This window comes from Streptomyces sp. CAU 1734, assembly GCF_039888735.1.
Taxonomy (GTDB): domain Bacteria; phylum Actinomycetota; class Actinomycetes; order Streptomycetales; family Streptomycetaceae; genus Streptomyces.
Map to the genome: position 1 here is coordinate 439,200 of NZ_JBDQQP010000006.1, position 23,502 is coordinate 462,701.

Below are 23,502 nucleotides of genomic sequence, written 5' to 3' on the forward strand. Positions count from 1 at the left end.
GATCGCCGCGCACCCACCCAACCCAGGCCGGACCGCCTCCCCGGCACCGGCCTCCCCGGGCTGAACCGACCGCCCCGCAAAGGACTCAACCGTGAAGGACACCCCATGAGCCGACGCGTCGTCATCACCGGAATCGGCGTCGTCGCGCCCGGGGGAGTGGGCACCAAGGAGTTCTGGTCCCAGCTCACCTCCGGCCGCACCGCCACCCGCGCCATCACCCTCTTCGACGCCTCCGCCTTCCGCTCCCGCATCGCCGCCGAAGCCGACTTCAACCCCCTCGCCCACGGCTTCACCCCCGAAGAGGCCGCCCGCCTCGACCGCGCCGCCCAGTTCGCCGCCGTCAGCGCCGACGAAGCCCTGCGCGACAGCGGACTCACCCCCGCCGAAATACCCCCCACCCGCACCGGCGTCACCCTCGGCAGCGCGGTCGGCTGCACCATGGGCCTGGACACCGAGTACAACACCGTCTCCCGCGGCGGCAGCACCTGGAACGTCGACCACACCCTCGCCGTCCCCCACCTCTTCGACTACCTCGTCCCCAGCTCCATGGCCGCCGAAGTCGCCTGGCGCACCGGCGCCCAGGGACCCGTCTCCATGGTCTCCACCGGCTGCACCTCCGGCCTCGACGCCCTCGGCCACGCCGTCGAGCTCATCCGCGAGAACAGCGCCGACATCATGATCGCCGGCGCCACCGAAGCACCCATCTCCCCCATCACCGTCGCCTGCTTCGACGCCATCAAAGCCACCTCACCCCGCAACGACGACCCCGCCACCGCCTCCCGCCCCTTCGACGCCTCCCGCAACGGCTTCGTCCTCGGCGAGGGCTCCGCCGTCCTGGTCCTGGAGGAACTCGGCTCCGCCCGCCGCCGCGGCGCCCACATCTACGCCGAGATCGCCGGCTTCGCCTCCCGCTGCAACGCCTACCACATGACCGGCCTGCGCCCCGACGGCACCGAAATGGCCGAAGCCATCACCGTCGCCCTCGACGAGGCCCGCCTCACCCCCGCCGACATCCACTACATCAACGCCCACGGATCCGGCACCAAACAGAACGACCGCCACGAGACCGCCGCCTTCAAACGCAGCCTCGGCCACCACGCCCGCACCACCCCCATCAGCTCCATCAAATCCATGATCGGCCACTCCCTCGGCGCCATCGGCTCCCTCGAAATCGCCGCCAGCGCCCTGGCCATCGAACACAACACCATCCCCCCCACCGCCAACCTCCACACCCCCGACCCCGCCTGCGACCTCGACTACACCCCGCTCACCGCCCGCGAACAGCGCACCGACACCGTCCTCAGCGTCGGCAGCGGCTTCGGCGGCTTCCAGAGCGCGATGATCCTCACCCGCCCGCGCCCCGGAGACCCCACATGACCACCACCGCCACCCACACCACCACCGCCCCCGCCGCCGCACCGGCGCCCGCCGCACCCGGCAACGGCGTCCCCGCCGTCACCGGCATCGGCGTCACCGCCCCCAACGGCCTGGGCACCGAGACCTGGTGGGCCAACACCCTCAACGGCACCACCGGCATCCGCCCCCTCACCCGCTTCGACCCCGCCTCCTACCCCGCCCGCCTCGCCGGCGAGGTCCCCGGCTTCGACCCCGCCCAGCACATCCCCAGCCGCCTCCTGCCCCAGACCGACCACATGACCCGCCTCGCCCTCACCGCCGCCGACGAAGCCCTCGCCGACGCCGGCATCGACACCGCCGCCCTGCCCCCCTACGCCGCCGGCGTCATCACCGCCAGCTCCGCCGGCGGCTTCGAATTCGGCCAGCGCGAACTCCAGGCCCTGTGGAGCAAAGGCGGCCAGTACGTCAGCGCCTACCAGTCCTTCGCCTGGTTCTACGCCGTCAACACCGGCCAGATCTCCATCAAGAACGGCCTCCGCGGCCCCAGCGGCGTCATCGTCACCGAACAGGCCGGCGGACTCGACGCCATCGCCGCCGCCCGCCGCCAGCTCCGCAAAGGCATCCAGCTCCTGGTCACCGGCGGCGTCGACTCCTCCCTCTGCCCATGGGGCTGGGCCGCCCACCTCGCCACCGGCGACCTCTCCACCGCCACCGACCCCGACCGGGCCTACCTCCCCTTCGACGACCGCGCCCGCGGCCACGTCAACGGCGAGGGCGGAGCCCTCCTCATCGTCGAGGACGAAGCCCGCGCCCGCGCCCGCGGAGCCACCAGCTACGGCACCATCGCCGGCTACGCCGCCACCTTCGACGCACCCCCCCACGCCCGCGCCACCCCCCGCCTCGCCGACGCCGCCCGCCTCGCCCTCGCCGACGCCGGCGCCGAACCCGGCGACATCGACGCCGTCTTCGCCGACGCCGCCGGCACCCGCGACCTGGACCGCGCCGAGGCCGACGCCATCACCGCCGTCTTCGGCCCCCGCGCCGTGCCCGTCACCGCCCCCAAGACCATGACCGGCCGCCTCGCCGCCGGCGGCGCGCCCCTCGACGTCGCCGCCGCCCTCCTCGCCATCCGCGACCAGGTCATCCCCCCCACCGTCAACACCGCCGGCCCCGCCGCCGACTGCCCCATCGACCTCGTCCGCCGGCTCCGCCGCCCCGCCCGCCTGCGCACCGCCCTCGTCCTGGCCCGCGGCCGCGGCGGCTTCAACGCCGCCATGATCGTCCGCGCCCCCTGACCCCCCACCCCGCACCGCACCCGCACCCGCCCGCACCCCCGCGCCGCGGCACCCCGCGGACACCGCCCGCCCGGCCCCGCCCCGGACACCCGCACCACCCGCCCCCGGACACCGGCCACCGCCCCCGGCCGCGCCCCCCCCGGGGGCGGGCACCGCACCACACGTCCCAGAGCCAGGAGGACCGTTGCCCGCCATCGACCCCGCCGACTTCGCCCGCACCATGGCCCACGTCCCCACCCCCGTCACCATCGTCACCACCCTCGACAGCACCGGACAGCGCTGGGGCTTCACCGCCAGCTCCTTCAGCTCCCTCTCCCTCACCCCGCCCCTCGTCCTGGTCTGCCCCGCCAAAACCGCCTCCTGCCACGACGCCTTCACCACCACCGACCGCTTCCTCGTCAACGTCCTCGCCTCCCGCCACGCCCCCGTCGCCGCCGCCTTCGCCCGCTCCGGCCACGACAAATTCACCAACAGCCCCATGGAACCCTGCGAACTCGGCCTCCCCGGCCTCCCCGACGCCACCGCCCGCATCGCCTGCACCCTCCACGACGTCCTCGACGGCGGCGACCACAGCATCCTCATCGGCCGCGTCGAATCCGTCCAGGCCGGCGGCGCCGAACCCCTCGTCTACTACAACCGCCTCTTCACCAGCCCCGCCCTCACCCCCGCCCTCACCCCCTGACCCCCGGGGTCTTTCTTTCCGGCCGGCCCGGGACAGCGAACGGGGCCCGGCCCCGCGGACCCGCGAGGCGCAGGAACCGGCCACCGCGGACCACCGGCGACCGGCGACCGGCGACCGGCGGCAACGCGGCGGCGCCCGGCGCCCGGGGACACCCCCGGCGGCAGCCGCGGCGGACACGCGAACCCCGGCAGGACCCGGAAGAGAGGCCCCGGGCCGGCCCATACCGCACCGGGAGCCAGCACGTGACCCACCAGCCCCACGCACCCGCACACCTCACCGAGATCGCCGACGGCGTCCACGCCTACATCCAGCCCGACGGCGGCTGGTGCCTCAACAACGCCGGCCTCGTCACCACCGGCGGCCGGCCCGCCCTCATCGACACCGCCGCCACCGAGACGCGCACCCGCGCCCTCGCCGACGCCATCGCCCGCGTCACCCCCCACCCCCCGCGCTACGTCGTCAACACCCACCCCCACGGCGACCACACCTTCGGCAACCGCCTCTTCGCCGATGACGCCGTCATCATCGCCCACGAGGCCACCCGCGCCGAGATGGACCTCGCCGGACTCCACCTCACCGGCCTGTGGCCCCAGGTCCACTGGGGCGACGTCGGCGTCGAACTCCCCTCCCTCACCTTCCGCGACCCCATCACCCTCCACCTCGGCGACACCCCCGCCCACCTCATGCACCTGGGCACCGCCCACACCACCAACGACACCGTCGTCTGGCTCCCGCGCCAGCGCGTCCTGTTCACCGGCGACGTCGTCATGTCCGGCACCACCCCCTTCTGCCTCACCGGCTCCGTCACCGGCTCCCTCGCCGTCATCGACCGCCTCCGCGCCCTCGACCCCGCCGTCGTCGTCTCCGGCCACGGACCCGTCGGCGGCCCCGAACTCCTCGACACCACCGCCGACTACCTCCACCACATCCGCCGCCTCGCCGCCGACGGCATCGCCGCCGGACTCACCCCCCTGCAGACCGCCCGCGAGGCCGGACCCGGCCCCTTCGCCCACCTCCTCGACAGCGAACGCCTCGTCCCCAACCTCCACCGCGCCTACGCCGAAGCCCACGGCGCACCCCCCGGCCACCCCCTGGACATCGCCGAACTCTTCTCCCAGATGGTCGACTTCCACGGCGGCCTCCCCGCCTGCACCGCCTGAACCGCCCCCGCACACCCCCCGCAGCGAACGGACCCCCCGCCCCCGCACCCCCCCCGCAGCGAACGGACCCCCCCCCGCCGCGAACGGACCCCCGCCCCGGGAACACCCCCCGCGACCGCCCGGAACACCACCCCGCCCCCGCCCCCGCCGGCACCCCGGCCCCGGCACCCCGCCCCCGCCGGCCCCCGGCCGCCGCGCGGTCAGCGGGAGAGCCGCCCGCCCTCCACCGGCACGGCCGCACCCGTGACATAGGAGGACCGGTCACTGCACAGCCACGCCGCCGCCTCCGCGATCTCCCGCGCCTCCGCGAGCCGGCGCAGCATCGCCTTGCCCGCCATCGCCTCCTCCCGCGCCGGATGATCCCCGGCCAGCCACCCGGCGAGCATGTCGCTGCGGGTCCCGCCGGTCGCCAGCGCGTTGACCCGGATCCCCGCCGGCCCGTACTCATTGGCCGCCGCCCGCGTCAGCCCGATCACGGCGTGCTTGGACGCGATGTACGGGGAACACGCCACCGTCGCCACCAGCCCCGCGGTACTGCTGTTGTTCACGATCGACCCCCCGCCGCCGCCCTCCAGCATCGCGGCCACCTCGTACCGCATGCAGTTCCACACCCCGCGCACATTGGTGTCCATCACCGTGTCGTACGCCGCGTCGTCCATCAGGTGCATCGGCTCCGCGGGCACCGACACCCCCGCGTTGTTGAACGCCGCGTCCAGCCGCCCGAACTCCCGCACCGCCACCGCCACCGCACGCGCCGCGTCCGCGGCCCGGCTCACATCCGCCACCGCGTACCGCGCCCGGTGCCCCGCCGCCGCCAGCTCGGCGGCCAGCGCGGCCAGCTCCGCCTCCCGCCGCGCCACCAGCGTCACCGCCGCACCCTCACGGCAGAACACCCGCGCCGCCGCGGCGCCGATCCCCGCACTGGCACCCGTGATCAGAACCGACTTCCCCGCGAGCAGACCGCTGACCGAACTCATGCCGCACGACGGTAGCACCGCCCCCGCACCCGCCCCGGGCCCTTCCCGCACCCCGCACCACCCCCGGCGAAAACCATCCGGGCGGTTCACTTCCCGGCCAACCTCCCACCGGACGGGGCACTTTCACGCCAGGAGGGCCGAACACCCGTCCGGCCGTCCCGAAACCGCCCCCGTACGCCGCTGACCTGCACCGCCCCCGCCCGGCCCCCGGAACGGACCCGCCGGGAGAGCCGGTCCGCACCGCCCGCCGGGCCCCCGCACCCGCCCGGGGACGGACGGATCCGCCCTCCCCGGACCGCGAGCCCTTGCTAAAATACGGACCTTCTGGTTGATTTTTGGAATGCTCATGATCCATTAGGGGATCGCCGGGCAGTCCGCTGTCGACAAACGGAGGCCCCATGGCCCAGCAGGAGCGTGCAGTGCGCACGCGTCGCGCCATCCTGGAAGCGGCCGCCGCCGTGTTCGACGAACGCGGCTACGAGGCCGCCACCATCGCGGAGATCCTGGACCGCGCCGGCGTCACCAAGGGCGCCCTCTACTTCCACTTCTCCTCCAAGCAGATGCTCGCCCGGGGAGTCCTCGACGAGCAGTTCGCCGAGGGCGGCGTCCCGCCCCGCGAGAGCAGGCTCCAGGAACTCATCGACATGGGACTCCTCCTGGCCCACCGCATGAAACACGAGCCGATGCTCAGCGCCGGCGCCCGGCTCTCCCTGGGCCCCGACATGCGCGACACCTTCGGCGGCGGATCCATCCCCGGCTGGATCAAACTCGTCGAGGAACTCCTCGTCCAGGCCCGCGAACAGGGCGAGGTCCTCTCCCACGTCGACCCCGCCGAGACCGCCTGGGCCCTGTGCGCCGGCTGGACCGGGGTGCAGATCGTCTCCCAGACCCTCACCGGCCGCGGCGACATCGAGGCCCGGGTCTCCCAGCTCTACCAGCACATGTACCCGAGCATCGCCACCCCCGCCGTCCTCGCCCGCCTCGACATCTCCCACGACCGCGGCACCCGCGTCGCCGCCGAGATCGCCGCCCTGCAAGCGGAACCCGCCCCCGCCCTCACCTGACCCCCGCACCACCCGCCCCGCACCCCGCCCCCGCCCGCACCCCGGCCAAACCGCAGCGACGGTTTCCCCCGGGCCCGGCGGGGGACCGGACACCCCGGCCCCGCACCCGCCGCCTCACCCCCGCGGACCCCGCCCCGCCGGCTCCGCGCGCCCCGCCGCCCCGGGACCGGGCAGCACCGCCGCCACCGCCCCGCCCCCCGCCACCGGGCCCGCCGCCGCGCCGCACTCCGCCGCGCCCGCCGCCGCGTGCCGGCCCGCCGGATCCAGCCCCCGCAGCGCCTCGGGAGTGGCCAGACACGGCAGCGTCAGCTCCCAGAACCCGGTCACCATCCGCCGCGAGATCCACGTCCGGTCGTGCTGCCCCAGCGCCTCGAACCCGATCGTCGTCGCCACCACCATCGCCGCCGCGTGCCCCCGGCACAGCCCCGGCAGCAGCGCGCCCTCCCCCTCCGCCTCACCCAGCAGCCGCAGCACATACCGGTGCCACTCCCCGCGCAGATCGAACTCCGGGGCATAGGTCGCCTCCCGCCCCAGCTGCAGCCCCGCCCGCACCACCGCGTCCCGCGCCAGCGCCCGCGCCAGCACGTGCGAGGCGTCGGCCAGCGCCTGGAGCGCCGAGGACCGCTCCGCGTACACCGCGCACGCCGCCGCGCGCAGCGCCCGCGCCGCGGTCCGCTCCACCGCCGCCGCCACCGCCGCCTTGTTCTCGAAGTGGAAGTGCAGCGCGCCCGTGCTCACCCCCGCCCCGGCGCTGATCATGTGCAGCGTCGCCTCGGTGTAGCCGCGCACGCCGAAAGCCTCCGCCGCCGACTCGATCAGCGCACGGCGGGTACGGACAGCGCGTTCCTGTTTGATCACGGATAGCTCCTGTGCCAGATCACGTCCCCTTATTAAACCGTCGCGTTGGTATTGTCCAGCGCCCAGGGTCCCCTGTACAGGTCGGCACGCGCCCCGTTCCCGTGCGCCCCGCCCCCGGCACCCCCGGCCCCGCGCACCCCCGGCCCTGCCCAAGAACCGTATGACCCCCCTCAATTGGGGCGGAGACCGGCAATCCCCGGGCTTCCCCCGCCCGGCCCCGCACGGACCGCTTGAGCCGTGCCAAAAAACCGGGAAGTCTGTATCTTTATGTTTCGACAGGTGCCAGAGGTGACCGATCCCAGGGGGGCAAGCAGCACATGGCCTTTGCCGACCGCTCGTTCGACTTCCGTCCCCCCGGCGGGGCCATGGCCCCGCTGTCCCCGCGGCAGTGCCACCGGGCCCGGGCACAGGACGCCTTCGCGACCGGCTGGACGGCGCTCGGCCCGAACCGCTTCCTGGTCCGGGCCGCCTGGCCGCGGGAGCACCCCTTCTTCACCCCCCTCGGCGGCCGCGTCCACGACCCGCTGCTGATCGTGGAGACCATGCGCCAGTCCGCCATGGCCGTCCTGCACGCCGCCTTCGGCGTCCCCCTCGGCCACCACTTCCTGCTCACCGGCATCGACTACGCCTGCCACCCCCGCCACCTCGCCCCCGGAAACGGCCCCGGCCCCGGCGCCGCCGACGCCGACGACGCCGACGGTGCCGAGGTCGAGCTGGTCTTCCCGGAGCTGAAATACCGCGGCGGCCACCTCTCCCAGCTCCTCGTTCAGTGGACCGTGCGCCGCGGCGGCGCCGTCGCCGCCACCGGCACCGGCCTCTGCCGCATCACCGCCCCCCAGGTCTACCGCCGGCTGCGCGGCCCGCACACCGCACCCGTCTCCCACCACCCCGCCGCCCCGCCCGTGCGCGCCGCCCTCGCCGGCCGCACCCGCCCCGCCGACGTCCTGCTCACCCCCGCCGGCCGGGCCGGCACCTGGGAACTGCTCGCCGACACCCGCCACCCCACCCTCTTCCAGCGCCCCGGCGACCACATCCCCGGCATGCTCCTGCTGGAGGCCGCCCGCCAGGCCGCCTGCGCCGCCGCCGGCCCCGACCCCTTCCTGCCCCAGCGCGGCGCCGTCTCCTTCCACCGCTACGCCGAGTTCGACACCCCCTGCGTCCTCCAGGCCGCCGCCATGCCCGCCCCCGGCGGCGCCCGCGTCGTCCGCGTCACCGGCCACCAGGGCGGCGCCCCGGTCTTCCTGTGCACCCTCGCCGGCCCCGGCCCCGGCGCCGCGGCCACCCGTACCCGCCGCCCCGCCGCCGTCCCGGCCGCCCGGTGAGCCCGCCGCCCGCCCGCGGGGCGGCCCGGGCGTCCGCTCCCGTACCCGCTCCCGTACCCGCCGCCGTGCCCCGGCCGCAAAAGAAGTAGACCATCTGGTTTCTTATGGCTGCCATCGGGAACATGTCCCTTCGCCCGCCGGGGCCCCGCCGCCCCGCCCCGCACACCCGTCCCATCAGCACCTTCACCCGGTATTAACGCGTTTGGTGTCCGGATTTGACCCCTCTGGCCGACGGACTTGCCCGGGCCGCGTGCTCCCCGTAACCCTTTGACAAACCGACGGGGCGGTTTATATATTTGCTGACGTTGGCGCAACTGAGCTTGAAGTAGGGGGACAGATGAACCAGCGTCCGACCGCCGTGCTGGAACCCCGCGCATCCGCCGGGACGAGCGCCCAGCAGACCGCCCCCGCACCGGCCCCGCCGGCCGCGGGCGGCCCCTCCGCACCCGCCTCCGCGTTATGGCGCGTCCTGATCGTCGAATCCAGCGCCCGCGAGGCCGAGACCCTGGCCCGCGGACTGCGCCGCCACGGCCACGAGGTCGACATCGTCGCCACCGGCAGCGAGGCCCTGCGCACCTACCCGGAAGCCGACCTCGTCCTCCTCGACCTCGAACTCCCCGACCTGGACGGCCTGGAGGTCTGCCGCCGCATCCGCGCCGCCGGCCAGACCCCCGTCATCGCCGTCACCGCCCGCGGCAGCGAACTCGACCGCGTCCTCGGCCTCCAGGCCGGAGCCGACGACTACCTCGCCAAGCCCTACGGCTTCCGCGAACTGATGGCCCGCATGGAAGCCGTCATGCGCCGCGTGCGCCCGCCCCGCCCCGCCGCCACCGCCATCACCTGCGGACCCCTGCGGATCGACGCCGGCACCCGCGAGGTCACCCTCGACGGCCGCCAGGTCGAAACCACCCGCAAGGAGTTCGACATGCTCCACCTCCTCGCCTCCCACCCCGACACCGTCATCCCCCGCAAACTCCTCATGCAGCAGGTCTGGGGCGACTCCTGGTCCCGCCGCACCGTCGACACCCACGTCTCCACCCTGCGCAACAAGATCGGCGCCCACTGGATCATCACCGTCCGCGGCGTCGGATTCCGCTTCGGCCAGGGCTGACCACCCGCCCCCCGCCCCGCGCGACAGCCGCCCCCCGCCCGCCACCCGCGCACCGCGCCGCACCGAGGGAAGCAGGAATGACGACGACGGCGCCGTGCCACGGCGAGGACTGCCGCAGCGGACGGACCGACGGCCGCGCCCCCCGCCGCCCGGCCCCCGGCAGCCTCCTGTGCCACCCCTGCCGCGACCGCCTCGACGCCGCCCTGGCCGAACTGGCCCACCTCTACCGCGAATGCGGACGCATGCTCGGCGGCCGGGCCCCGGGCAGCCTGCGCGAACGCACCACCGGCGGCGAACTCCCCGGCCTGCCCTTCAACGCCGCCGCCGCCGACGCCCGCACCCGCATGATCTCCGTCCTCGGATCCTGGAGCGGACTCGTCGCCCAGCAGCGCCGCCTCACCTCCCCGCCCCGCACCATCGACGGCCTCACCGCCTTCCTGCGCCGCAACACCGACTGGCTCGCCGCCCACTCCGCCGCCGCCGAGGCCACCCACGAGATAGCCCGCCTCGTCACCGCCGGACAGCGCGCCGCCTTCCCCGACCCCGCCCGCAGCATCCGCCTGGGCACCTGCCCCCAGCCCCGCTGCACCGGAGCCCTCACCCTCGAACTGCGCACCCGCGAACGCCCCGCCAACCCCGAGATCGCCTGCGACGCCGACCCCGGCCACCGCTGGACCACCGACCAGTGGAGCGCCCTGAGCCACCGCATGGACCAGAGCGCCCACCCCGCCGGCACCGCCCCCGCCGAACGCTGGCTCACCGCCGCCGACATCTCCCGCCTCTGGAACACCCCGCCCGGCACCGTCTACCGCCTCGCCAGCCAGGAACGCTGGCGCCGCCACACCCGCGCCGGCCGCGCCTACTACAGCGAGAGCGACGTCCGCGCCTGCTTCACCCGCCGCGCCGCCCCCCGCCCCGACACCCCCGCCCCCGCTCCCGCCCCCGAACCCCCCTCCTGACCGGTACTTGACACCGCCTTGGCGGCCCGGTGAGGAAACGGACAGGCCCTTGTCAAACCTGACCGAACCCTGAAACCGGCGCCATTGATCGCCGCACCGGGGGCGAAGAACCTGGAAACCACGATCCGGTGCGCTGTCCCCGGAACCCCCCCCGGCGGCCCCGGCCGCCTCCCCGGACACCCCCGCCCCCGCCCTGCCGCGCGCCCCCGCCCCGTACCGCCCCTCCCGCCCGCCCGCAGAGCCGGCCACCGGGAGAGCCGCGAGAGCCCCGGGGCCGCCGCGCGCCGCGGAACCGGACCGCCGGACGGACAGACCACCCGGCAGCCCGGGGGAGCGGGGCAGGAGTTCCCGTACGCCGCGCCCCGTACGCCCCACCGCCGCGCCCCGGCACCCGGCCGCCGCACCACCCCGGCACCCCCGGCCCCCGGCCCCCGCGCCCCGCCCGGCCGCTCCCGCGACCGCCGCCCCACCGCCGCGCACCGCACCTCCCGCACCGCACCGCCCCCGCCCGGCCGCCCCGGCCCCGGGCCCCCGCGGTCCGAACGCGCCCGCCCCGCCCCGCACCCGCGCCGCCGGACCCACACCACCCTCCCCGTTCCCCAAGGACCCCCCATGGCCACGCCCCACACCCTCACCCAGCGCCCCCGCCCCGCGGCCGCGCGCCCCGCCATCGTCCGCGCCGCCCGCACCCTGCTGGCCCGCGACGGCTGGACCCACTGCACCGCCGACGCCATAGCCGCCGAGGCCGCCCTGCCCCCCGGCACCGTCCGCGACCACTTCCCCGACCAGGAAAAGCTCCTGCTCAGCGTCCTCCTGGACTCCACCGCCGCCGTCGCCGCCGCCCTCGCCCACGTCGCCGACAGCCACCTCACCGAGGTCACCGACCTCGAAGCCGACCTCATCGCCCTCGGCCGCGCCTGGCTCGCCCCCCTGGACGCCTTCCGCGAACACTTCGCGATCGTCCGCCACATCAGCGCCGAAGTCACCCGCCTGCCCGTCGAAGCCGTCGAGAAATGGCAGGCCGCCGGCCCCCGCCAAGCCCGCCGCCACCTCGCCCGCCGCCTGCGCCACGTCGCCGACCAGGGCCTCCTCGACATCACCGACGCCGACCAGGCCGCCGAACGCTTCATCCTCCTGGTCCCCTCCGGCGTCGTCCAGCGCACCTTCCACGGCGCGCTGCCCCTGACCCGCCGCGAAACCGACACCCTCATCGCCGACGGCGTCACCGACTTCATCCGCCTCTACGCACCCCCCGCCCCCCGACCCGCACCCTGAACCCCCCCGCCCGGACCGCCGGACCGCCCCCGAACCCGCAGAGAGCAGACACACATGCACAGCAACCTGATCGTCGCCCGCATGGACAGCCGCTCCAGCGACAACGTCGCCCAGCTCTTCGCCGCATTCGACCAAACCGACATGCCCCACCGCATGGGCACCCTGCGCCGCCGCCTCTTCACCTACCAGGGCCTCTACTTCCACCTCCAGGACTTCGCCCAGGACGACGGCGGCCGGCGCATCCAGGACTCCCGCAACGACCCCCGCTTCCTGCGCATCAGCTACGAACTCCAGCCCTTCATCCAGCCCTACGACCCCGCCACCTGGCGCTCCCCGGCCGACGCCATGGCCACCCGCTTCTACGACTGGACGGCCTCGGAGTGATGAACCCCGCCAACACGCAAGGAGGACGGCGCACGTGGCCCGCCGGGTAGTCATCACAGGCGTCGGCGTGCTGGCGCCCGGCGGCATCGGCACCAAGGCCTTCTGGAGCCTGCTGAGCGAGGGCCGCACCGCCACCCGCGGCATCACCCTCTTCGACGCCTCCGCCTTCCGCTCCCGCATCGCCGCCGAAGCCGACTTCGACCCCCGCCTCCACGGCCTCACCGAACCCGACACCCGCCGCCTGGACCGCGCCGCCCAGTTCGCCGTCGTCACCACCCGCGAAGCCCTCGCCGACAGCGGCCTCGACCTCACCCCCGCCGACCCCCACCGCACCGGCGTCAGCCTCGGCACCGCCACCGGCGCCGCCACCTCCCTCGACACCCACTACCGCACCCTCACCACCCCGGGCACCACACCCGGGCCCCACCTCCACACCCACACCGTCCCCAGCTCCATGGCCGCCGAAATCGCCTGGACCGCCGGCGCCGAAGGCCCCGCCGCCCTCATCTCCACCGGCTGCACCGCCGGCCTCGACGCCGTCGCCCACGCCGCCGACCTCATCCGCGACAACACCGCCGACATCATGATCACCGGCGCCACCGACGCCCCCATCACCCCCGCCGTCCTCGCCTCCTTCGACGCCATCAAAGCCACCTCACCCCGCAACGACGACCCCGCCACCGCCTCCCGCCCCTTCGACATCACCCGCAACGGCTGCGTCCTGGGCGAGGGCGCCGCCATGTTCGTCCTGGAGGAACTCGGCTCCGCCCGCCGCCGCGGCGCCCGCATCTACGCCGAGATCGCCGGCCACGCCTCCCGCTGCAACGCCCACCACATGACCGGCCTGCGCCCCGACGGCGCCGAAATGGCCCAGGCCGTCACCGCCGCCCTCGACGAGGCCCGCCTCACCCCCGCCGGCCTCCACTACATCAACGCCCACGGCTCCGGCACCAAACAGAACGACCGCCACGAGACCACCGCCCTCAAACTCGCCCTCGGCCACCACGCCCGCACCACCCCCGTCAGCTCCGTCAAATCCATGATCGGCCACTCCCTCGGCGCCATCGGCTCCATCGAGATCGCCGCCTGCCTCCTGGCCATGGAACACCACACCGTCCCCCCCACCGCCAACCTCCACACCCCTGATCCCGAATGCGACCTCGACTACGTCCCCCTCACCGCCCGCGCACACCGCACCGACACGGTGCTGACCGTGGGCAGCGGCTTCGGCGGCTTCCAGAGCGCCATGGTCCTGGCCCGCCCCGACAGGAGCCCGGAATGACCAGGACCCTCGTCACCGGAATCGGCGTCGCCACCCCCAACGGGCTCGGCATCGACGACTTCTGGGCCGCCACCCGCGTCGGCACCAACACCATCGGCCCCCTCACCCGCTTCGACCCCGGCGGCCACACCGCCCCCCTCGCCGGCGAGATCCGCGGCTTCGACCCCGCCGACCACCTCCCCGGCCGCCTCATCCCCCAGACCGACCGCATCACCCAGCTCGCCCTCCTCGCCGCCGACCGCGCCTTCACCGACGCCGGCATCACCCCCGGCGACCTCCCCGCCCACACCCTGGGCGTCGTCACCGCCGCCACCACCGGCGGCATCGAATTCAGCGAACGCGAACTGCGCAAACTCTTCACCCAGGGCCCCCGGCACGTCAGCGCCTACCACTCCTTCGCCACCTTCCACGCCGCCGCCACCGGCCAGCTCTCCATCCGCAACAACACCCGCGGCCCCGCCGGCGTCCTCGTCACCGACCACGCCGGCGGCCTCGACGCCATCGCCCACGCCCGCCGCCGCATCCGCGCCGGCACCCGCCTCGTCCTCACCGGCGGCGTCGACGCCTCCCTGTGCCCCTGGGGCTGGGCCGCCCAGCTCTCCACCGGACTCATGTCCACCGCCACCGACCCCGCCACCGCCTACCTCCCCTTCGACGACCGCGCCCGCGGCTACATCCCCGGCGAAGGCGGAGCCCTGCTCATCCTCGAGGACGAACACAGCGCCCGCGCCCGCGGCGCCGCCACCATCCACGGCGAAATCGCCGGCTGCGCCGCCACCATGGACCCCCGCCCCGGCACCGGCCGCGAACCCGGCCTGCGCCGCGCCCTCGAACTCGCCCTCGCCGACGCCGCCTGCCGGCCCGGCGACGTCGACGTCGTCTTCGCCGACGCCGCCGGCACCCCCCGCCTCGACCGCGAGGAAGCCGACGCCATCACCGCCGTCTTCGGCCCCCGCGGCGTCCCCGTCACCGCCCCCAAGACCATGACCGGCCGCCTCGCCGCCGGCTCCGCGCCCGTGGACGTCGTCACCGCCGTCCTCGCCATGCGCGAGGGCCTCATCCCGCCCACCACCAACGTCGAGACCTCACCCCACTACGCCCTCGACCTGGTCACCACCACCCCGCGGACCGCCTGCGTCGACACCGCCCTCGTCCTCGCCCGCGGCCACGGCGGCTTCAACTCCGCCGTCCTCATCCGCAGCACCTCCTGACCTCTCCCGCACCCCGCCCGGGCCCGCCGCGGCGGCCCCGCGCACCCCGTGCCCCCGCACCCCTGTCACCCACACGTGCGGCAACCCAAGGAAAGGAACCACCTTGTCCAAGCAGGAATTCACCATCGACGACCTCAAGCGCATCCTCCTGGAGGGCGCCGGCGCCGACGAGAGCGTCGACCTCGACGGCGACATCCTCGACACCGACTTCGAGGAGATGGGCTACGAATCACTGGCCCTGCTGGAGACCGGCGGCCGCATCGAGCGCGAGTTCGCCATCACCCTGGACGACGACGTCTTCACCGACAACCGCACCCCGCGGACCCTGGTCGCCGCCATCAACGCGAGCCTCCGGGCCCTCATCGACGCCTAGCCCCACCCGGCCCCACCCCGGCGCACCACCAGGGGCTCCGCGCGGCCGACCCGCCCGCGGAGCCCCTCTCCCGTACTCCCCGGCGCCCCGGGCACGGCGGGGGAGCGGCCCCGCACCGCCCGGGCCACCGGGCCCGCCCCGAACGGAAAGCACCGACACCATGACCACACAACAGCTCTCCCAGACCTACGAGACCGACTCCGGCACCGTCCGCATCCACACCCCCGACCTCGCCGTACTCGCCGCCGTCGACCTGCCCGAACGCACCCGCATCCTCGACCGCTACGTCCGCGCCGAACTCGGCCGCATCCTCGGCATCACCCCCGACCTCGTCGACACCACCGGCCGCCCCATGGGCTGCCTCGGCATCGGCTCGATCTCCGGAATCGAACTCCAGTACCGCATGGAGGCCGCCCTCGGCGTCGACGTCAACCTCCAGCGCCTCCTCCTCGCCAACAGCGCCCAGGAACTCATCGACTGCCTCGCCGGCCAGCTCGGCCCCTCCGGCACCGGCCACCGCCACGGATCGCCCGTACCGGCATGACCACCGCGACCCTCCTGCCCTCCGCACGCCCGGTGGTCCGCCACCAGGACCTGCCCCGGCCCGACTTCACCCTCAGCCCCCACCGCGTCGACCTGTGGATCATCCGCCGCCCCGCCGGAGCCGACGCCGAGGCCCTCGCCACCGCCGACCTCGACGACGCCGAACGCACCCGCACCGCCGCCTTCATCCGCCCCGCCGACGGACTCCTGTACGCGGCCGCCCACATCGCCCTGCGCCGCATCCTCGGCGCCTACACCGCCACCACCCCCGGCGGCGTCGAATTCATGCGCGAACCCTGCCCCGGCTGCGGCGAACCCCACGGCCGCCCCGCCCTCGCACCCCCGCCCCCGCCCCTGCACTTCTCCCTCTCCCACAGCGGCGGACTCGCCCTCATCGGCGTCGGCACCGTCCCCCTCGGCGTCGACATCGAGAAACTCCCCGGCGCCGAGACCGTCGACGTCTGCTCCAACGCGCTCCACCCCGACGAACAGAGCGAACTCGCCGCCGCCCCCGAGGACGAACGCCGCCACCTCTTCGGCCGGATCTGGACGCGCAAGGAAGCGTTCCTCAAGGGCCTGGGGACAGGGTTGAGCCGCTCCCCGGCCCAGGACTACCTCGGCACCGACGACACCCGCCACCCCGCGGGCTGGACCATGGCCGGCATCCCCGCGGAAGGCGGCCACGCCGCCGCCGTCGCCGTCCGCGGAACCGCCCTCACCGCGGTCGACGTCCGCTGGGCCCCCGCCGCCTGGCTCCTGACCGGCTCAGCGGTGTGCGGCGCGCCCGGCACCCGCCCCGGCCCGGCCGCCGGAACGGAACCGCCAGCAGACCGTGACTCAAGGACGTGACCCGATGACCCTCACCGCCTTCGTCTTCCCCGGGCAGGGATCCCAGCGGTCCGGCATGGACCTCGAACTGCTCGCCCGGCGGCCCGACCTCACCGCCACCTACTACCGCACCGCCGACGACCTGCTCGGCATACCCCTGTCCCGGCTCTGCGCCCACGGCACCCCCCGCGACTTCGAGGACCCCGCCGTCCACCAGCCGGCCGTCTTCCTCAACAGCCTCGTCATCCTCGACGCCCTGCGCGCCGAAGGACTCCGGCCCGACGCCGTCGCCGGCCACAGCCTGGGGGAGTACGCCGCCCTCGTCGCCTCCGGAGTCCTGGAATGGACCGAGGCCCTGTGGCTGGTCAGACTCCGCGGCGAACTCGTCGCCACCGTCGGCGACCGCGTCCGCAACGACACCGTCGCCGTCATCGGCCTGCCCCGCACCGACATCAGCGCCCTCGTCGCCGCCGCCGTCACCGCCACCGGCGCCCTCGCCGAGATCACCGGCGACAACGAACCCCGCCAGACCGTCGTCTCCGGCGAACGCGCCGCCGTCGCCCACACCGCCCGCGCCGCCCGCGCCGCCGGAGCCAGAACCGTCCGCCTCCACACCGGCGGCCCCTTCCACTCCAGCCTCCTGCGCGAGGTCGAGGCCGAATTCACCGAAGCCCTCATCGCCACCGAATTCCGCAACCCCGGCATCCCCCTCGTCTCCAGCGTCACCGGCGGCCGCGTCACCACCGCCGCCGAAGCCGTCGTCGCCCTGCGCTCCCAGCTCACCAGCCCCGTCCGCTGGACCGAGACCGTCGAAACCCTCGCCGCCGCCGGCACCGAACGCTACGTCGAGGTCGGCCCCGGCCGCGTCCTGGGCACCCTCATCCGCGCCATCCTCCCCGGCGCCCGCGTCCACGCCACCCACACCGCCCGCCGCCGCGCCCTGGCCGTCAACGCCCTCGCCGGCGCCTCCCTCTGACCCCGCCCCCGGCCGGGAAGAAACCTTCCCGCACCCCCGCCCGCCCCAGGAGCAGCCCGTGGACCCGCCCCCGCACCCCGCCCGGCCCGACCCCGGCCCCGCCCGGCCCGAAACGGACCACCCCGGCGCGGACCACCCCGGCACCGGACGGCCCGGCCCCGACACCGACCGGCTCACCGCCCTGACCACCGCCGCCCTCGCCCGCGCCGCCGCCCTCATCAGCGAACACGGCGGCACCACCGGCGGCGGACCCGCCCTCACCACCGCCCGCCGCCCCGCCCGCACCCCCCGCACCTGGCGCACCACCCACACCGCCTGACCCCGACCACCCTTGTCACCGTCCAACGCCACCCAAGGGAGACACACCATGACGCAGCAGGTCACCGACCGGACGCGCACCGAGGCGGCGGCATGAGGCTGCTCGTCACCGGCGGAGCCGGATTCATCGGCTCCCACTTCGTCCGCACCCTCCTCGACGGCGGCTACCCCGGCCACGACACCACCACCGTCACCGTCCTGGACAAACTCACCTACGCCGGCAACCGCGACAACCTCCCCGCCCGCGACCCCCGCCTCACCTTCGTCCGCGGCGACATCTGCGACCCCGAACTCCTGCACACCCTCCTGCCCGGCCACGACGCCGTCGTCCACTTCGCCGCCGAATCCCACGTCGACCGCTCCCTCGCCTCCGCGACCCCCTTCATCACCACCAACGTCGCCGGCACCCAGATCCTCCTCGACGCCTGCCTCGCCACCGGCGTCAACCGCTTCCTCCACGTCTCCACCGACGAGGTCTACGGCTCCATCACCCACGGCTCCTGGACCGAGGAATGGCCCCTGGCCCCCAACTCGCCCTACGCCGCCTCCAAAGCCTCCTCCGACCTCATCGCCCGCGCCTACTGGCGCACCCACGGCCTCAACGTCTCCATCACCCGCTGCTCCAACAACTACGGCCCCCACCAGCACCCCGAGAAACTCATCCCCCTCTTCGTCACCAACCTCCTCGAGGGCCGCCCCGTCCCCCTCTACGGCGACGGCGCCAACATCCGCGAATGGCTCCACGTCGACGACCACTGCCGCGCCCTCGCCCTCGTCCTCGACGGCGGACGCCCCGGCGAGATCTACAACATCGGCGGCGGCAACGAACAGACCAACCGCCACATCACCGAACGCCTCCTCGACCTCTGCGGCGCCGACACCTCCATGATCCGCAAGGTCGCCGACCGCAAGGGACACGACCTGCGCTACGCCCTGGACGAGACCAAGATCCGCGAAGAACTCGGCTACGCCCCCCGCATCCCCTTCGAACAGGGCCTCGCCGGCACCGTCGCCTGGTACCGCGACAACCCCGGCTGGTGGAAAGCGGCCAAACACCCCAGCAGCGACCACTCCGCACCCCTGCACCGGGAAGGGACCCCGTCATGAACGTCCACAAAGGACTCATTCTCGACGAGACCGTCAAATTCCACCTGGACACCCGCTCCGACAAGCCCTTCGTCCCCGGCACCACCGAAATCTGGCCCGCCGGAGCCGTCCTGGACGAACACGACCGCACCGCCCTCGTCGAAGCCGCCCTCGACATGCGCATCGCCGCCGGCCCCAGCTCCCGCCGCTTCGAATCACGCTTCGCCCGCGCCCTCAAACACCGCAAGGCCCACCTCACCAACTCCGGCTCCTCCGCCAACCTCCTCGCCATGACCGCGCTCACCTCCCACCTCCTGGAGGACCGCGCCCTGCGCCCCGGCGACGAGGTCATCACCGTCGCCGCCGGATTCCCCACCACCGTCAACCCCATCATCCAAAACGGCCTCGTCCCCGTCTTCGTCGACGTCGACCTCGCCACCTACAACACCACCGCCGACCGCGTCGCCGCCGCCATCGGCCCCCGCACCCGCGCCATCATGATCGCCCACGCCCTCGGCAACCCCTTCCCCGTCGCCGAGATCGCCGCCCTCGCCGACGCCCACGACCTCTTCCTCATCGAGGACAACTGCGACGCCGTCGGCTCCACCCACCAGGGCAGGCTCACCGGCACCTTCGGCGACCTGACCACCGTCAGCTTCTACCCCGCCCACCACCTCACCATGGGCGAGGGAGGCTGCGTCCTCACCTCCAACCTCGCCCTCGCCCGCATCGTCGAATCCCTCCGCGACTGGGGACGCGACTGCTGGTGCGAACCGGGCGAGACCAACAAATGCCTCAAGCGATTCAACTACCAAATGGGCACCCTCCCCGAGGGATACGACCACAAATACATTTTCTCCCACGTCGGCTACAACCTGAAGGCCACCGACATCCAGGCCGCCCTCGGCCTCACCCAGCTCGACAAACTCGACAGCTTCTGCGAAGCCCGCCGCCGCAACTGGCGCCGCCTGCGCGACGGACTCGACGGCACCCCCCACCTCATCCTCCCCGAGGCCACCCCCGACAGCGACCCCAGCTGGTTCGGCTTCGCCCTCACCGTCACCCCCGGCGCCCCCTACACCCGCGCCGCGCTCGTCGACTTCCTCGAGGACCGCAAAATCGGCACCCGCCGCCTCTTCGCCGGCAACCTCACCCGCCACCCCGCCTACATCGGCCGCGAACACCGCGTCGCCGGCACCCTCACCAACAGCGACATCATCACCGAGAACACCTTCTGGGTCGGCGTCTACCCGGCCCTGACCGACGAGATGCTCGACTACGTCATCGCCTCGGTCAAGGAATTCGCGGAGGCCCGCTCATGACCGTGCGCACCGCCTTCCCGCCCGCGGCCGAACCCGCCCTCCGCCCCCGCCTCGACACCGGCCTGCCCGCCCGCTTCGCCCGCTCCGCCGACACCGCCCCGCCCCCCGGCTCCGCCCAGGACACCGACACCTGGCTCGACGAACGCCGCGCCGCCCACCGCTTCCAGGTCGACCGCATCCCCCTCGCCGACCTCGACGGCTGGTCCTTCGACCCCGCCACCGGCAACCTCGGCCACCACAGCGGACGCTTCTTCACCGTCGAGGGCCTGCGCGTCACCAGCACCACCGACGGCCGCACCCGCCAATGGCACCAGCCCATCATCCGCCAGCCCGAAGTCGGCATCCTCGGCATCCTCGTCAAGGAATTCGACGGCGTCCTCCACTTCCTCCTCCAGGCCAAGATGGAGCCCGGCAACCGCAACCTCCTCCAGCTCTCCCCGACCGTCCAGGCCACCCGCAGCAACTACACCGGCGCCCACAACGGCTCCCGCGTCCGCTACATCGAACACTTCACCGGACCCGCCCGCGGCCGCGTCCTCGTCGACGTCCTCCAGTCCGAACACGGCTCCTGGTTCTTCCGCAAGTCCAACCGCAACATGCTCGTCGAAGCCCACGGGGACATCCCCCTCCACGACGACTTCCGCTGGTTCACCCTCGGCCAGATCGGCGAACTCCTGCGCCGCGACAACATCGTCAACATGGACGCCCGCACCGTCCTGGCCTGCGCCCCCCACCCCGACTCCCGCGCCCACGCCCTCAACACCGACACCGAACTCCTGTCCTGGTTCACCTCCGAACGCTCCCGCCACGACGTCACCGCCGACCGCGTCCCCCTCGCCGGCATCCCCGGCTGGAAACAGGGCCCCTGGTCCATCGACCACGAGGAGGACCGCTACTTCAGCGTCGTCGCCGTCGGCGTCCAGGCCGGCAGCCGCGAAGTCGCCGGCTGGACCCAGCCCCTCTTCGAACCCAAAGGACTCGGCGTCACCGCCTTCCTCACCCGCACCATCGCCGGCACCCCCCACGTCCTGGTCCACGCCCGCGTCGAGGGCGGCTTCGCCGACACCGTCGAACTCGGCCCCACCGTCCAGTACACCCCCGCCAACTACTCCCACCTCACCGGCTCCGACCGGCCCCTCTTCCTCGACCTCGTCCTCGGCGCCGACCCCGCCCGCATCCGCTACGAGGCCCGCCACTCCGAGGAGGGCGGACGCTTCCTCAACGCCGAGAGCCGCTACCTCATCCTCGACACCGACGCCGACGACACCCCCCTGGACCCCCCGCCCGGCTACTTCTGGGCCACCCCCCACCAGCTCACCTGCTTCCTGCGCCACAACCACTACCTCAACGTCCAGGCCCGCACCCTCCTGTCCTGCCTCACCTCCGGCGCGGTCCGCCTCTGATGGACCCCCTGCGCATCGGCGTCCTGGGCTGCGCCGCCATCGCCCGCCGCCGCATCCTGCCCGCCCTGCGCGACGACCCCGACACCGAACTCGCCGCCGTCGCCAGCCGCGACCGCGACACCGCCCGGCGCACCGCCGGCGAGTTCGGCTGCCGGGCCGTCCACGGCTACCGGGCCCTGCTCGAACGCCCCGACATCGACGCCGTCTACCTCCCCCTGCCCGCCGCCCTCCACGCCCACTGGACCGAAGCCGCCCTCAACGCCGGCAAACACGTCCTCGCCGAGAAACCCCTCACCACCGACCCCGCCGCCACCCGCCGCCTCGCCCGCCTCGCCGCCGGCCACCGCCTCGCCCTGATGGAGAACGTCATGTTCGTCCATCACCCCCAGCACGAGGCCGTCCGCACCCTCCTCGCGGACGGCGCCATCGGCCGCCCCCGCCACCTCCACGCCGCCTTCGCCGTCCCCGCCCTCCCCGCCCACGACATCCGCCACAACCCCGAACTCGGCGGCGGCGCCCTCCTCGACACCGGCGTCTACCCCGTCCGCGCCGCCCTCCACCTCCTCGGCCCCCGCCTCCGCGTCGCCGGCGCCACCCTCACCCCCGGCGGCCCCGGCCACGCCGTCGACATCGCCGGCACCGCACTCCTGCACACCCCCGACGGCACCACCGCCCAGCTCACCTTCGGCCTCGACCACGCCTACCGCTCCCGCTACGAGATCTGGGGCACCCTCGGCCGCATCACCCTCGACCACGCCTTCACCCCGCCCGCCGGCCACACCCCCCGCATCCTCCTCGAACGCCCCGGCACCACCGAACACCTCACCCTCCCCGCCGCCGACCAGGTCCGCACCACCCTCACCGCCTTCACCGCCGCCGCCCGCACCGCCGCCCCCCTCGACCCCGACTCCCTGCACCAGGCCGACCTCCTCCACCACATCCGCCGCCGCGCATCCGGCCCGCCGCCCCCCTGACCAGGAGCCGAGCATGCCCGAGACCGCCCACGACACCGAACTCGCGGCCCTGACCACCCGCATCCGGGAACTGAGCGACCGCATCGAACTGCGCGAACTCTTCGACGCCTACGTCACCGCCCTCGACCTCGCCGGCGACCCCGGCGACCGGGCCCGCTACACCGCCCTGTTCACCGAGGACGCCACCTTCACCTTCCCCATCGGCACCTGCACCGGAATCACCGCCTACACCGCCTTCCAGGCCGCCGCCCGCGCCCGCTGGGCCCACACCCACCACCTCTCCGCCAACCACACCATCACCCTCCACGGCGACCGCGCCCGCCTGCGCGTCCACCAGAGCGCCACCCACCTCCACCACACCCCCGGCCACACCCCCTTCACCATCGGCGGCCACTACGACGCCCACGCCGTCCGCACCCCCGGCGGCTGGCGCCTGAACCGCGTCGCCTTCCACGTCACCTGGACCACCGGAACCTCCCCCGACCCCCTCCCCGACACCCCGCGGTGACCGGCACATGAACACCCCCCGCACCCCCGCCCCCACCACCCCCGCCCACACCCCGCCACCCCCGCCGCCCCTGCACACCCTCCTGCTCCGCCGCGCCGCCTGGGCCCTCACCACCGCCCGCACCCGCACCCGCCCCACCGTCCCCCGCCCGGCGGCACACCCCCCACAGCCCCCGGGAGAACCCCGCCCATGACCCCCGAACAGCCCGCCGCCCGCCCCCTCACCCTCCCCGCCG

24 protein-coding genes are annotated in these 23,502 nt (G+C 74.4%); 22 read left to right on the forward strand and 2 right to left on the reverse strand.

The window, feature by feature from the left end; genetic code table 11:
* Positions 1 to 105 precede the first annotated feature (105 nt).
* The 4 genes from AAFN69_RS14565 to AAFN69_RS14580 all read left to right on the forward strand — a co-directional run bounded on the left by AAFN69_RS14565 (position 106) and on the right by AAFN69_RS14580 (position 4,493).
* A complete protein-coding gene (locus AAFN69_RS14565; protein ID WP_347728880.1) occupies positions 106 to 1,377 on the forward strand; it encodes a beta-ketoacyl-[acyl-carrier-protein] synthase family protein in 1,272 nt (423 codons plus the stop codon).
* Complete coding sequence (locus AAFN69_RS14570; protein ID WP_347728881.1) at positions 1,374 to 2,651, forward strand: ketosynthase chain-length factor; 1,278 nt, start codon at positions 1,374 to 1,376, stop codon at positions 2,649 to 2,651. The genes AAFN69_RS14565 and AAFN69_RS14570 overlap by 4 nt, the downstream gene beginning before the upstream one ends.
* Positions 2,652 to 2,835: 184 nt before the next feature.
* Positions 2,836 to 3,333 carry a flavin reductase family protein gene (locus tag AAFN69_RS14575; protein WP_347728882.1) on the forward strand — a complete coding sequence of 166 codons (498 nt, stop codon included), beginning with the start codon at positions 2,836 to 2,838 and terminating at the stop codon, positions 3,331 to 3,333.
* 242 nt (positions 3,334 to 3,575) lie between these two features.
* Positions 3,576 to 4,493: an MBL fold metallo-hydrolase gene (locus tag AAFN69_RS14580; protein WP_347728883.1), complete on the forward strand. Its 918-nt coding sequence runs from the start codon at positions 3,576 to 3,578 to the stop codon at positions 4,491 to 4,493.
* A gap of 200 nt (positions 4,494 to 4,693) precedes the next feature.
* On the opposite strand, the gene AAFN69_RS14585 is transcribed toward AAFN69_RS14580, so the two are convergent.
* Entirely contained in the window at positions 4,694 to 5,470 is a 777-nt protein-coding gene (locus AAFN69_RS14585) for an SDR family oxidoreductase (RefSeq protein ID WP_347728884.1), read from the reverse strand.
* 419 nt (positions 5,471 to 5,889) lie between these two features.
* Between AAFN69_RS14585 and AAFN69_RS14590 the strand changes: the two genes are divergently transcribed.
* Entirely contained in the window at positions 5,890 to 6,534 is a 645-nt protein-coding gene (locus AAFN69_RS14590) for a ScbR family autoregulator-binding transcription factor (protein ID WP_347728885.1), read from the forward strand.
* A gap of 114 nt (positions 6,535 to 6,648) precedes the next feature.
* Here AAFN69_RS14590 and AAFN69_RS14595 read toward each other — a convergent pair whose 3' ends face one another.
* A complete protein-coding gene (locus AAFN69_RS14595) occupies positions 6,649 to 7,392 on the reverse strand; it encodes a ScbR family autoregulator-binding transcription factor (RefSeq protein ID WP_347728886.1) in 744 nt (247 codons plus the stop codon).
* A gap of 317 nt (positions 7,393 to 7,709) precedes the next feature.
* Here AAFN69_RS14595 and AAFN69_RS14600 point away from each other — a divergent pair, with 317 nt between their 5' ends.
* The 17 genes from AAFN69_RS14600 to AAFN69_RS14680 all read left to right on the forward strand — a co-directional run bounded on the left by AAFN69_RS14600 (position 7,710) and on the right by AAFN69_RS14680 (position 23,267).
* The gene (locus AAFN69_RS14600; protein WP_347728887.1) at positions 7,710 to 8,714 is read left to right on the forward strand and encodes a ScbA/BarX family gamma-butyrolactone biosynthesis protein; all 1,005 of its coding nucleotides are present in this window, start codon (positions 7,710 to 7,712) and stop codon (positions 8,712 to 8,714) included.
* Between the two features lie 337 nt (positions 8,715 to 9,051).
* Positions 9,052 to 9,825, forward strand: coding sequence for a response regulator transcription factor (locus AAFN69_RS14605; protein ID WP_347728888.1), 774 nt, complete (start codon positions 9,052 to 9,054; stop codon positions 9,823 to 9,825).
* A gap of 77 nt (positions 9,826 to 9,902) precedes the next feature.
* Positions 9,903 to 10,784, forward strand: coding sequence for a hypothetical protein (locus AAFN69_RS14610; protein WP_347728889.1), 882 nt, complete (start codon positions 9,903 to 9,905; stop codon positions 10,782 to 10,784).
* 612 nt (positions 10,785 to 11,396) lie between these two features.
* Entirely contained in the window at positions 11,397 to 12,059 is a 663-nt protein-coding gene (locus AAFN69_RS14615) for a TetR/AcrR family transcriptional regulator C-terminal domain-containing protein (protein ID WP_347728890.1), read from the forward strand.
* 54 nt (positions 12,060 to 12,113) lie between these two features.
* A complete protein-coding gene (locus AAFN69_RS14620) occupies positions 12,114 to 12,443 on the forward strand; it encodes a TcmI family type II polyketide cyclase (protein WP_347728891.1) in 330 nt (109 codons plus the stop codon).
* A gap of 34 nt (positions 12,444 to 12,477) precedes the next feature.
* A complete protein-coding gene (locus AAFN69_RS14625; RefSeq protein WP_347728892.1) occupies positions 12,478 to 13,725 on the forward strand; it encodes a beta-ketoacyl-[acyl-carrier-protein] synthase family protein in 1,248 nt (415 codons plus the stop codon).
* Positions 13,722 to 14,936, forward strand: coding sequence for a ketosynthase chain-length factor (locus tag AAFN69_RS14630; RefSeq protein WP_347728893.1), 1,215 nt, complete (start codon positions 13,722 to 13,724; stop codon positions 14,934 to 14,936). Before AAFN69_RS14625 ends, AAFN69_RS14630 begins: the two co-directional genes overlap by 4 nt.
* 103 nt (positions 14,937 to 15,039) lie before the next feature.
* The gene (locus AAFN69_RS14635) at positions 15,040 to 15,309 is read left to right on the forward strand and encodes an acyl carrier protein (protein WP_347728894.1); all 270 of its coding nucleotides are present in this window, start codon (positions 15,040 to 15,042) and stop codon (positions 15,307 to 15,309) included.
* Between the two features lie 160 nt (positions 15,310 to 15,469).
* Positions 15,470 to 15,853 carry an acyl carrier protein gene (locus AAFN69_RS14640; RefSeq protein ID WP_347728895.1) on the forward strand — a complete coding sequence of 128 codons (384 nt, stop codon included), beginning with the start codon at positions 15,470 to 15,472 and terminating at the stop codon, positions 15,851 to 15,853.
* Positions 15,850 to 16,701: a 4'-phosphopantetheinyl transferase superfamily protein gene (locus tag AAFN69_RS14645; protein WP_347728896.1), complete on the forward strand. Its 852-nt coding sequence runs from the start codon at positions 15,850 to 15,852 to the stop codon at positions 16,699 to 16,701. The genes AAFN69_RS14640 and AAFN69_RS14645 overlap by 4 nt, the downstream gene beginning before the upstream one ends.
* A gap of 4 nt (positions 16,702 to 16,705) precedes the next feature.
* A complete protein-coding gene (locus tag AAFN69_RS14650; protein WP_347728897.1) occupies positions 16,706 to 17,656 on the forward strand; it encodes an ACP S-malonyltransferase in 951 nt (316 codons plus the stop codon).
* Positions 17,657 to 17,714: 58 nt separating this feature from the next.
* Complete coding sequence (locus AAFN69_RS14655; protein ID WP_347728898.1) at positions 17,715 to 17,975, forward strand: hypothetical protein; 261 nt, start codon at positions 17,715 to 17,717, stop codon at positions 17,973 to 17,975.
* 92 nt (positions 17,976 to 18,067) lie between these two features.
* A complete protein-coding gene (gene rfbB / locus AAFN69_RS14660; RefSeq protein WP_347728899.1) occupies positions 18,068 to 19,081 on the forward strand; it encodes a dTDP-glucose 4,6-dehydratase in 1,014 nt (337 codons plus the stop codon).
* The gene (gene rfbH, locus AAFN69_RS14665) at positions 19,078 to 20,382 is read left to right on the forward strand and encodes a lipopolysaccharide biosynthesis protein RfbH (RefSeq protein ID WP_347728900.1); all 1,305 of its coding nucleotides are present in this window, start codon (positions 19,078 to 19,080) and stop codon (positions 20,380 to 20,382) included. Before rfbB ends, rfbH begins: the two co-directional genes overlap by 4 nt.
* The gene (locus AAFN69_RS14670; protein WP_347728901.1) at positions 20,379 to 21,785 is read left to right on the forward strand and encodes an NDP-hexose 2,3-dehydratase family protein; all 1,407 of its coding nucleotides are present in this window, start codon (positions 20,379 to 20,381) and stop codon (positions 21,783 to 21,785) included. Before rfbH ends, AAFN69_RS14670 begins: the two co-directional genes overlap by 4 nt.
* Positions 21,785 to 22,759, forward strand: a complete 975-nt coding sequence (locus AAFN69_RS14675; RefSeq protein WP_347728902.1) for a Gfo/Idh/MocA family oxidoreductase — start codon at positions 21,785 to 21,787, stop codon at positions 22,757 to 22,759. Before AAFN69_RS14670 ends, AAFN69_RS14675 begins: the two co-directional genes overlap by 1 nt.
* A gap of 13 nt (positions 22,760 to 22,772) precedes the next feature.
* On the forward strand, positions 22,773 to 23,267 hold the full coding sequence (locus AAFN69_RS14680; RefSeq protein WP_347728903.1) for a nuclear transport factor 2 family protein: 495 nt from the start codon (positions 22,773 to 22,775) through the stop codon (positions 23,265 to 23,267).
* Positions 23,268 to 23,502: the final 235 nt, after the last annotated feature.

Coding starts and splice junctions, on each gene's coding strand:
- AAFN69_RS14565 (WP_347728880.1), top strand. CDS start 106: ATGAGCCGACGCGTCGTCATCACCGGAATCGGCGTCGTCGCGCCCGGG.
- AAFN69_RS14570 (WP_347728881.1), top strand. CDS start 1,374: ATGACCACCACCGCCACCCACACCACCACCGCCCCCGCCGCCGCACCG.
- AAFN69_RS14585 (WP_347728884.1), bottom strand. CDS start 5,470: ATGAGTTCGGTCAGCGGTCTGCTCGCGGGGAAGTCGGTTCTGATCACG.
- AAFN69_RS14600 (WP_347728887.1), top strand. CDS start 7,710: ATGGCCTTTGCCGACCGCTCGTTCGACTTCCGTCCCCCCGGCGGGGCC.
- AAFN69_RS14605 (WP_347728888.1), top strand. CDS start 9,052: ATGAACCAGCGTCCGACCGCCGTGCTGGAACCCCGCGCATCCGCCGGG.
- AAFN69_RS14610 (WP_347728889.1), top strand. CDS start 9,903: ATGACGACGACGGCGCCGTGCCACGGCGAGGACTGCCGCAGCGGACGG.
- AAFN69_RS14615 (WP_347728890.1), top strand. CDS start 11,397: ATGGCCACGCCCCACACCCTCACCCAGCGCCCCCGCCCCGCGGCCGCG.
- AAFN69_RS14620 (WP_347728891.1), top strand. CDS start 12,114: ATGCACAGCAACCTGATCGTCGCCCGCATGGACAGCCGCTCCAGCGAC.
- AAFN69_RS14630 (WP_347728893.1), top strand. CDS start 13,722: ATGACCAGGACCCTCGTCACCGGAATCGGCGTCGCCACCCCCAACGGG.
- AAFN69_RS14640 (WP_347728895.1), top strand. CDS start 15,470: ATGACCACACAACAGCTCTCCCAGACCTACGAGACCGACTCCGGCACC.
- AAFN69_RS14645 (WP_347728896.1), top strand. CDS start 15,850: ATGACCACCGCGACCCTCCTGCCCTCCGCACGCCCGGTGGTCCGCCAC.
- AAFN69_RS14650 (WP_347728897.1), top strand. CDS start 16,706: ATGACCCTCACCGCCTTCGTCTTCCCCGGGCAGGGATCCCAGCGGTCC.
- rfbB (WP_347728899.1), top strand. CDS start 18,068: ATGAGGCTGCTCGTCACCGGCGGAGCCGGATTCATCGGCTCCCACTTC.
- rfbH (WP_347728900.1), top strand. CDS start 19,078: ATGAACGTCCACAAAGGACTCATTCTCGACGAGACCGTCAAATTCCAC.
- AAFN69_RS14670 (WP_347728901.1), top strand. CDS start 20,379: ATGACCGTGCGCACCGCCTTCCCGCCCGCGGCCGAACCCGCCCTCCGC.
- AAFN69_RS14675 (WP_347728902.1), top strand. CDS start 21,785: ATGGACCCCCTGCGCATCGGCGTCCTGGGCTGCGCCGCCATCGCCCGC.
- AAFN69_RS14680 (WP_347728903.1), top strand. CDS start 22,773: ATGCCCGAGACCGCCCACGACACCGAACTCGCGGCCCTGACCACCCGC.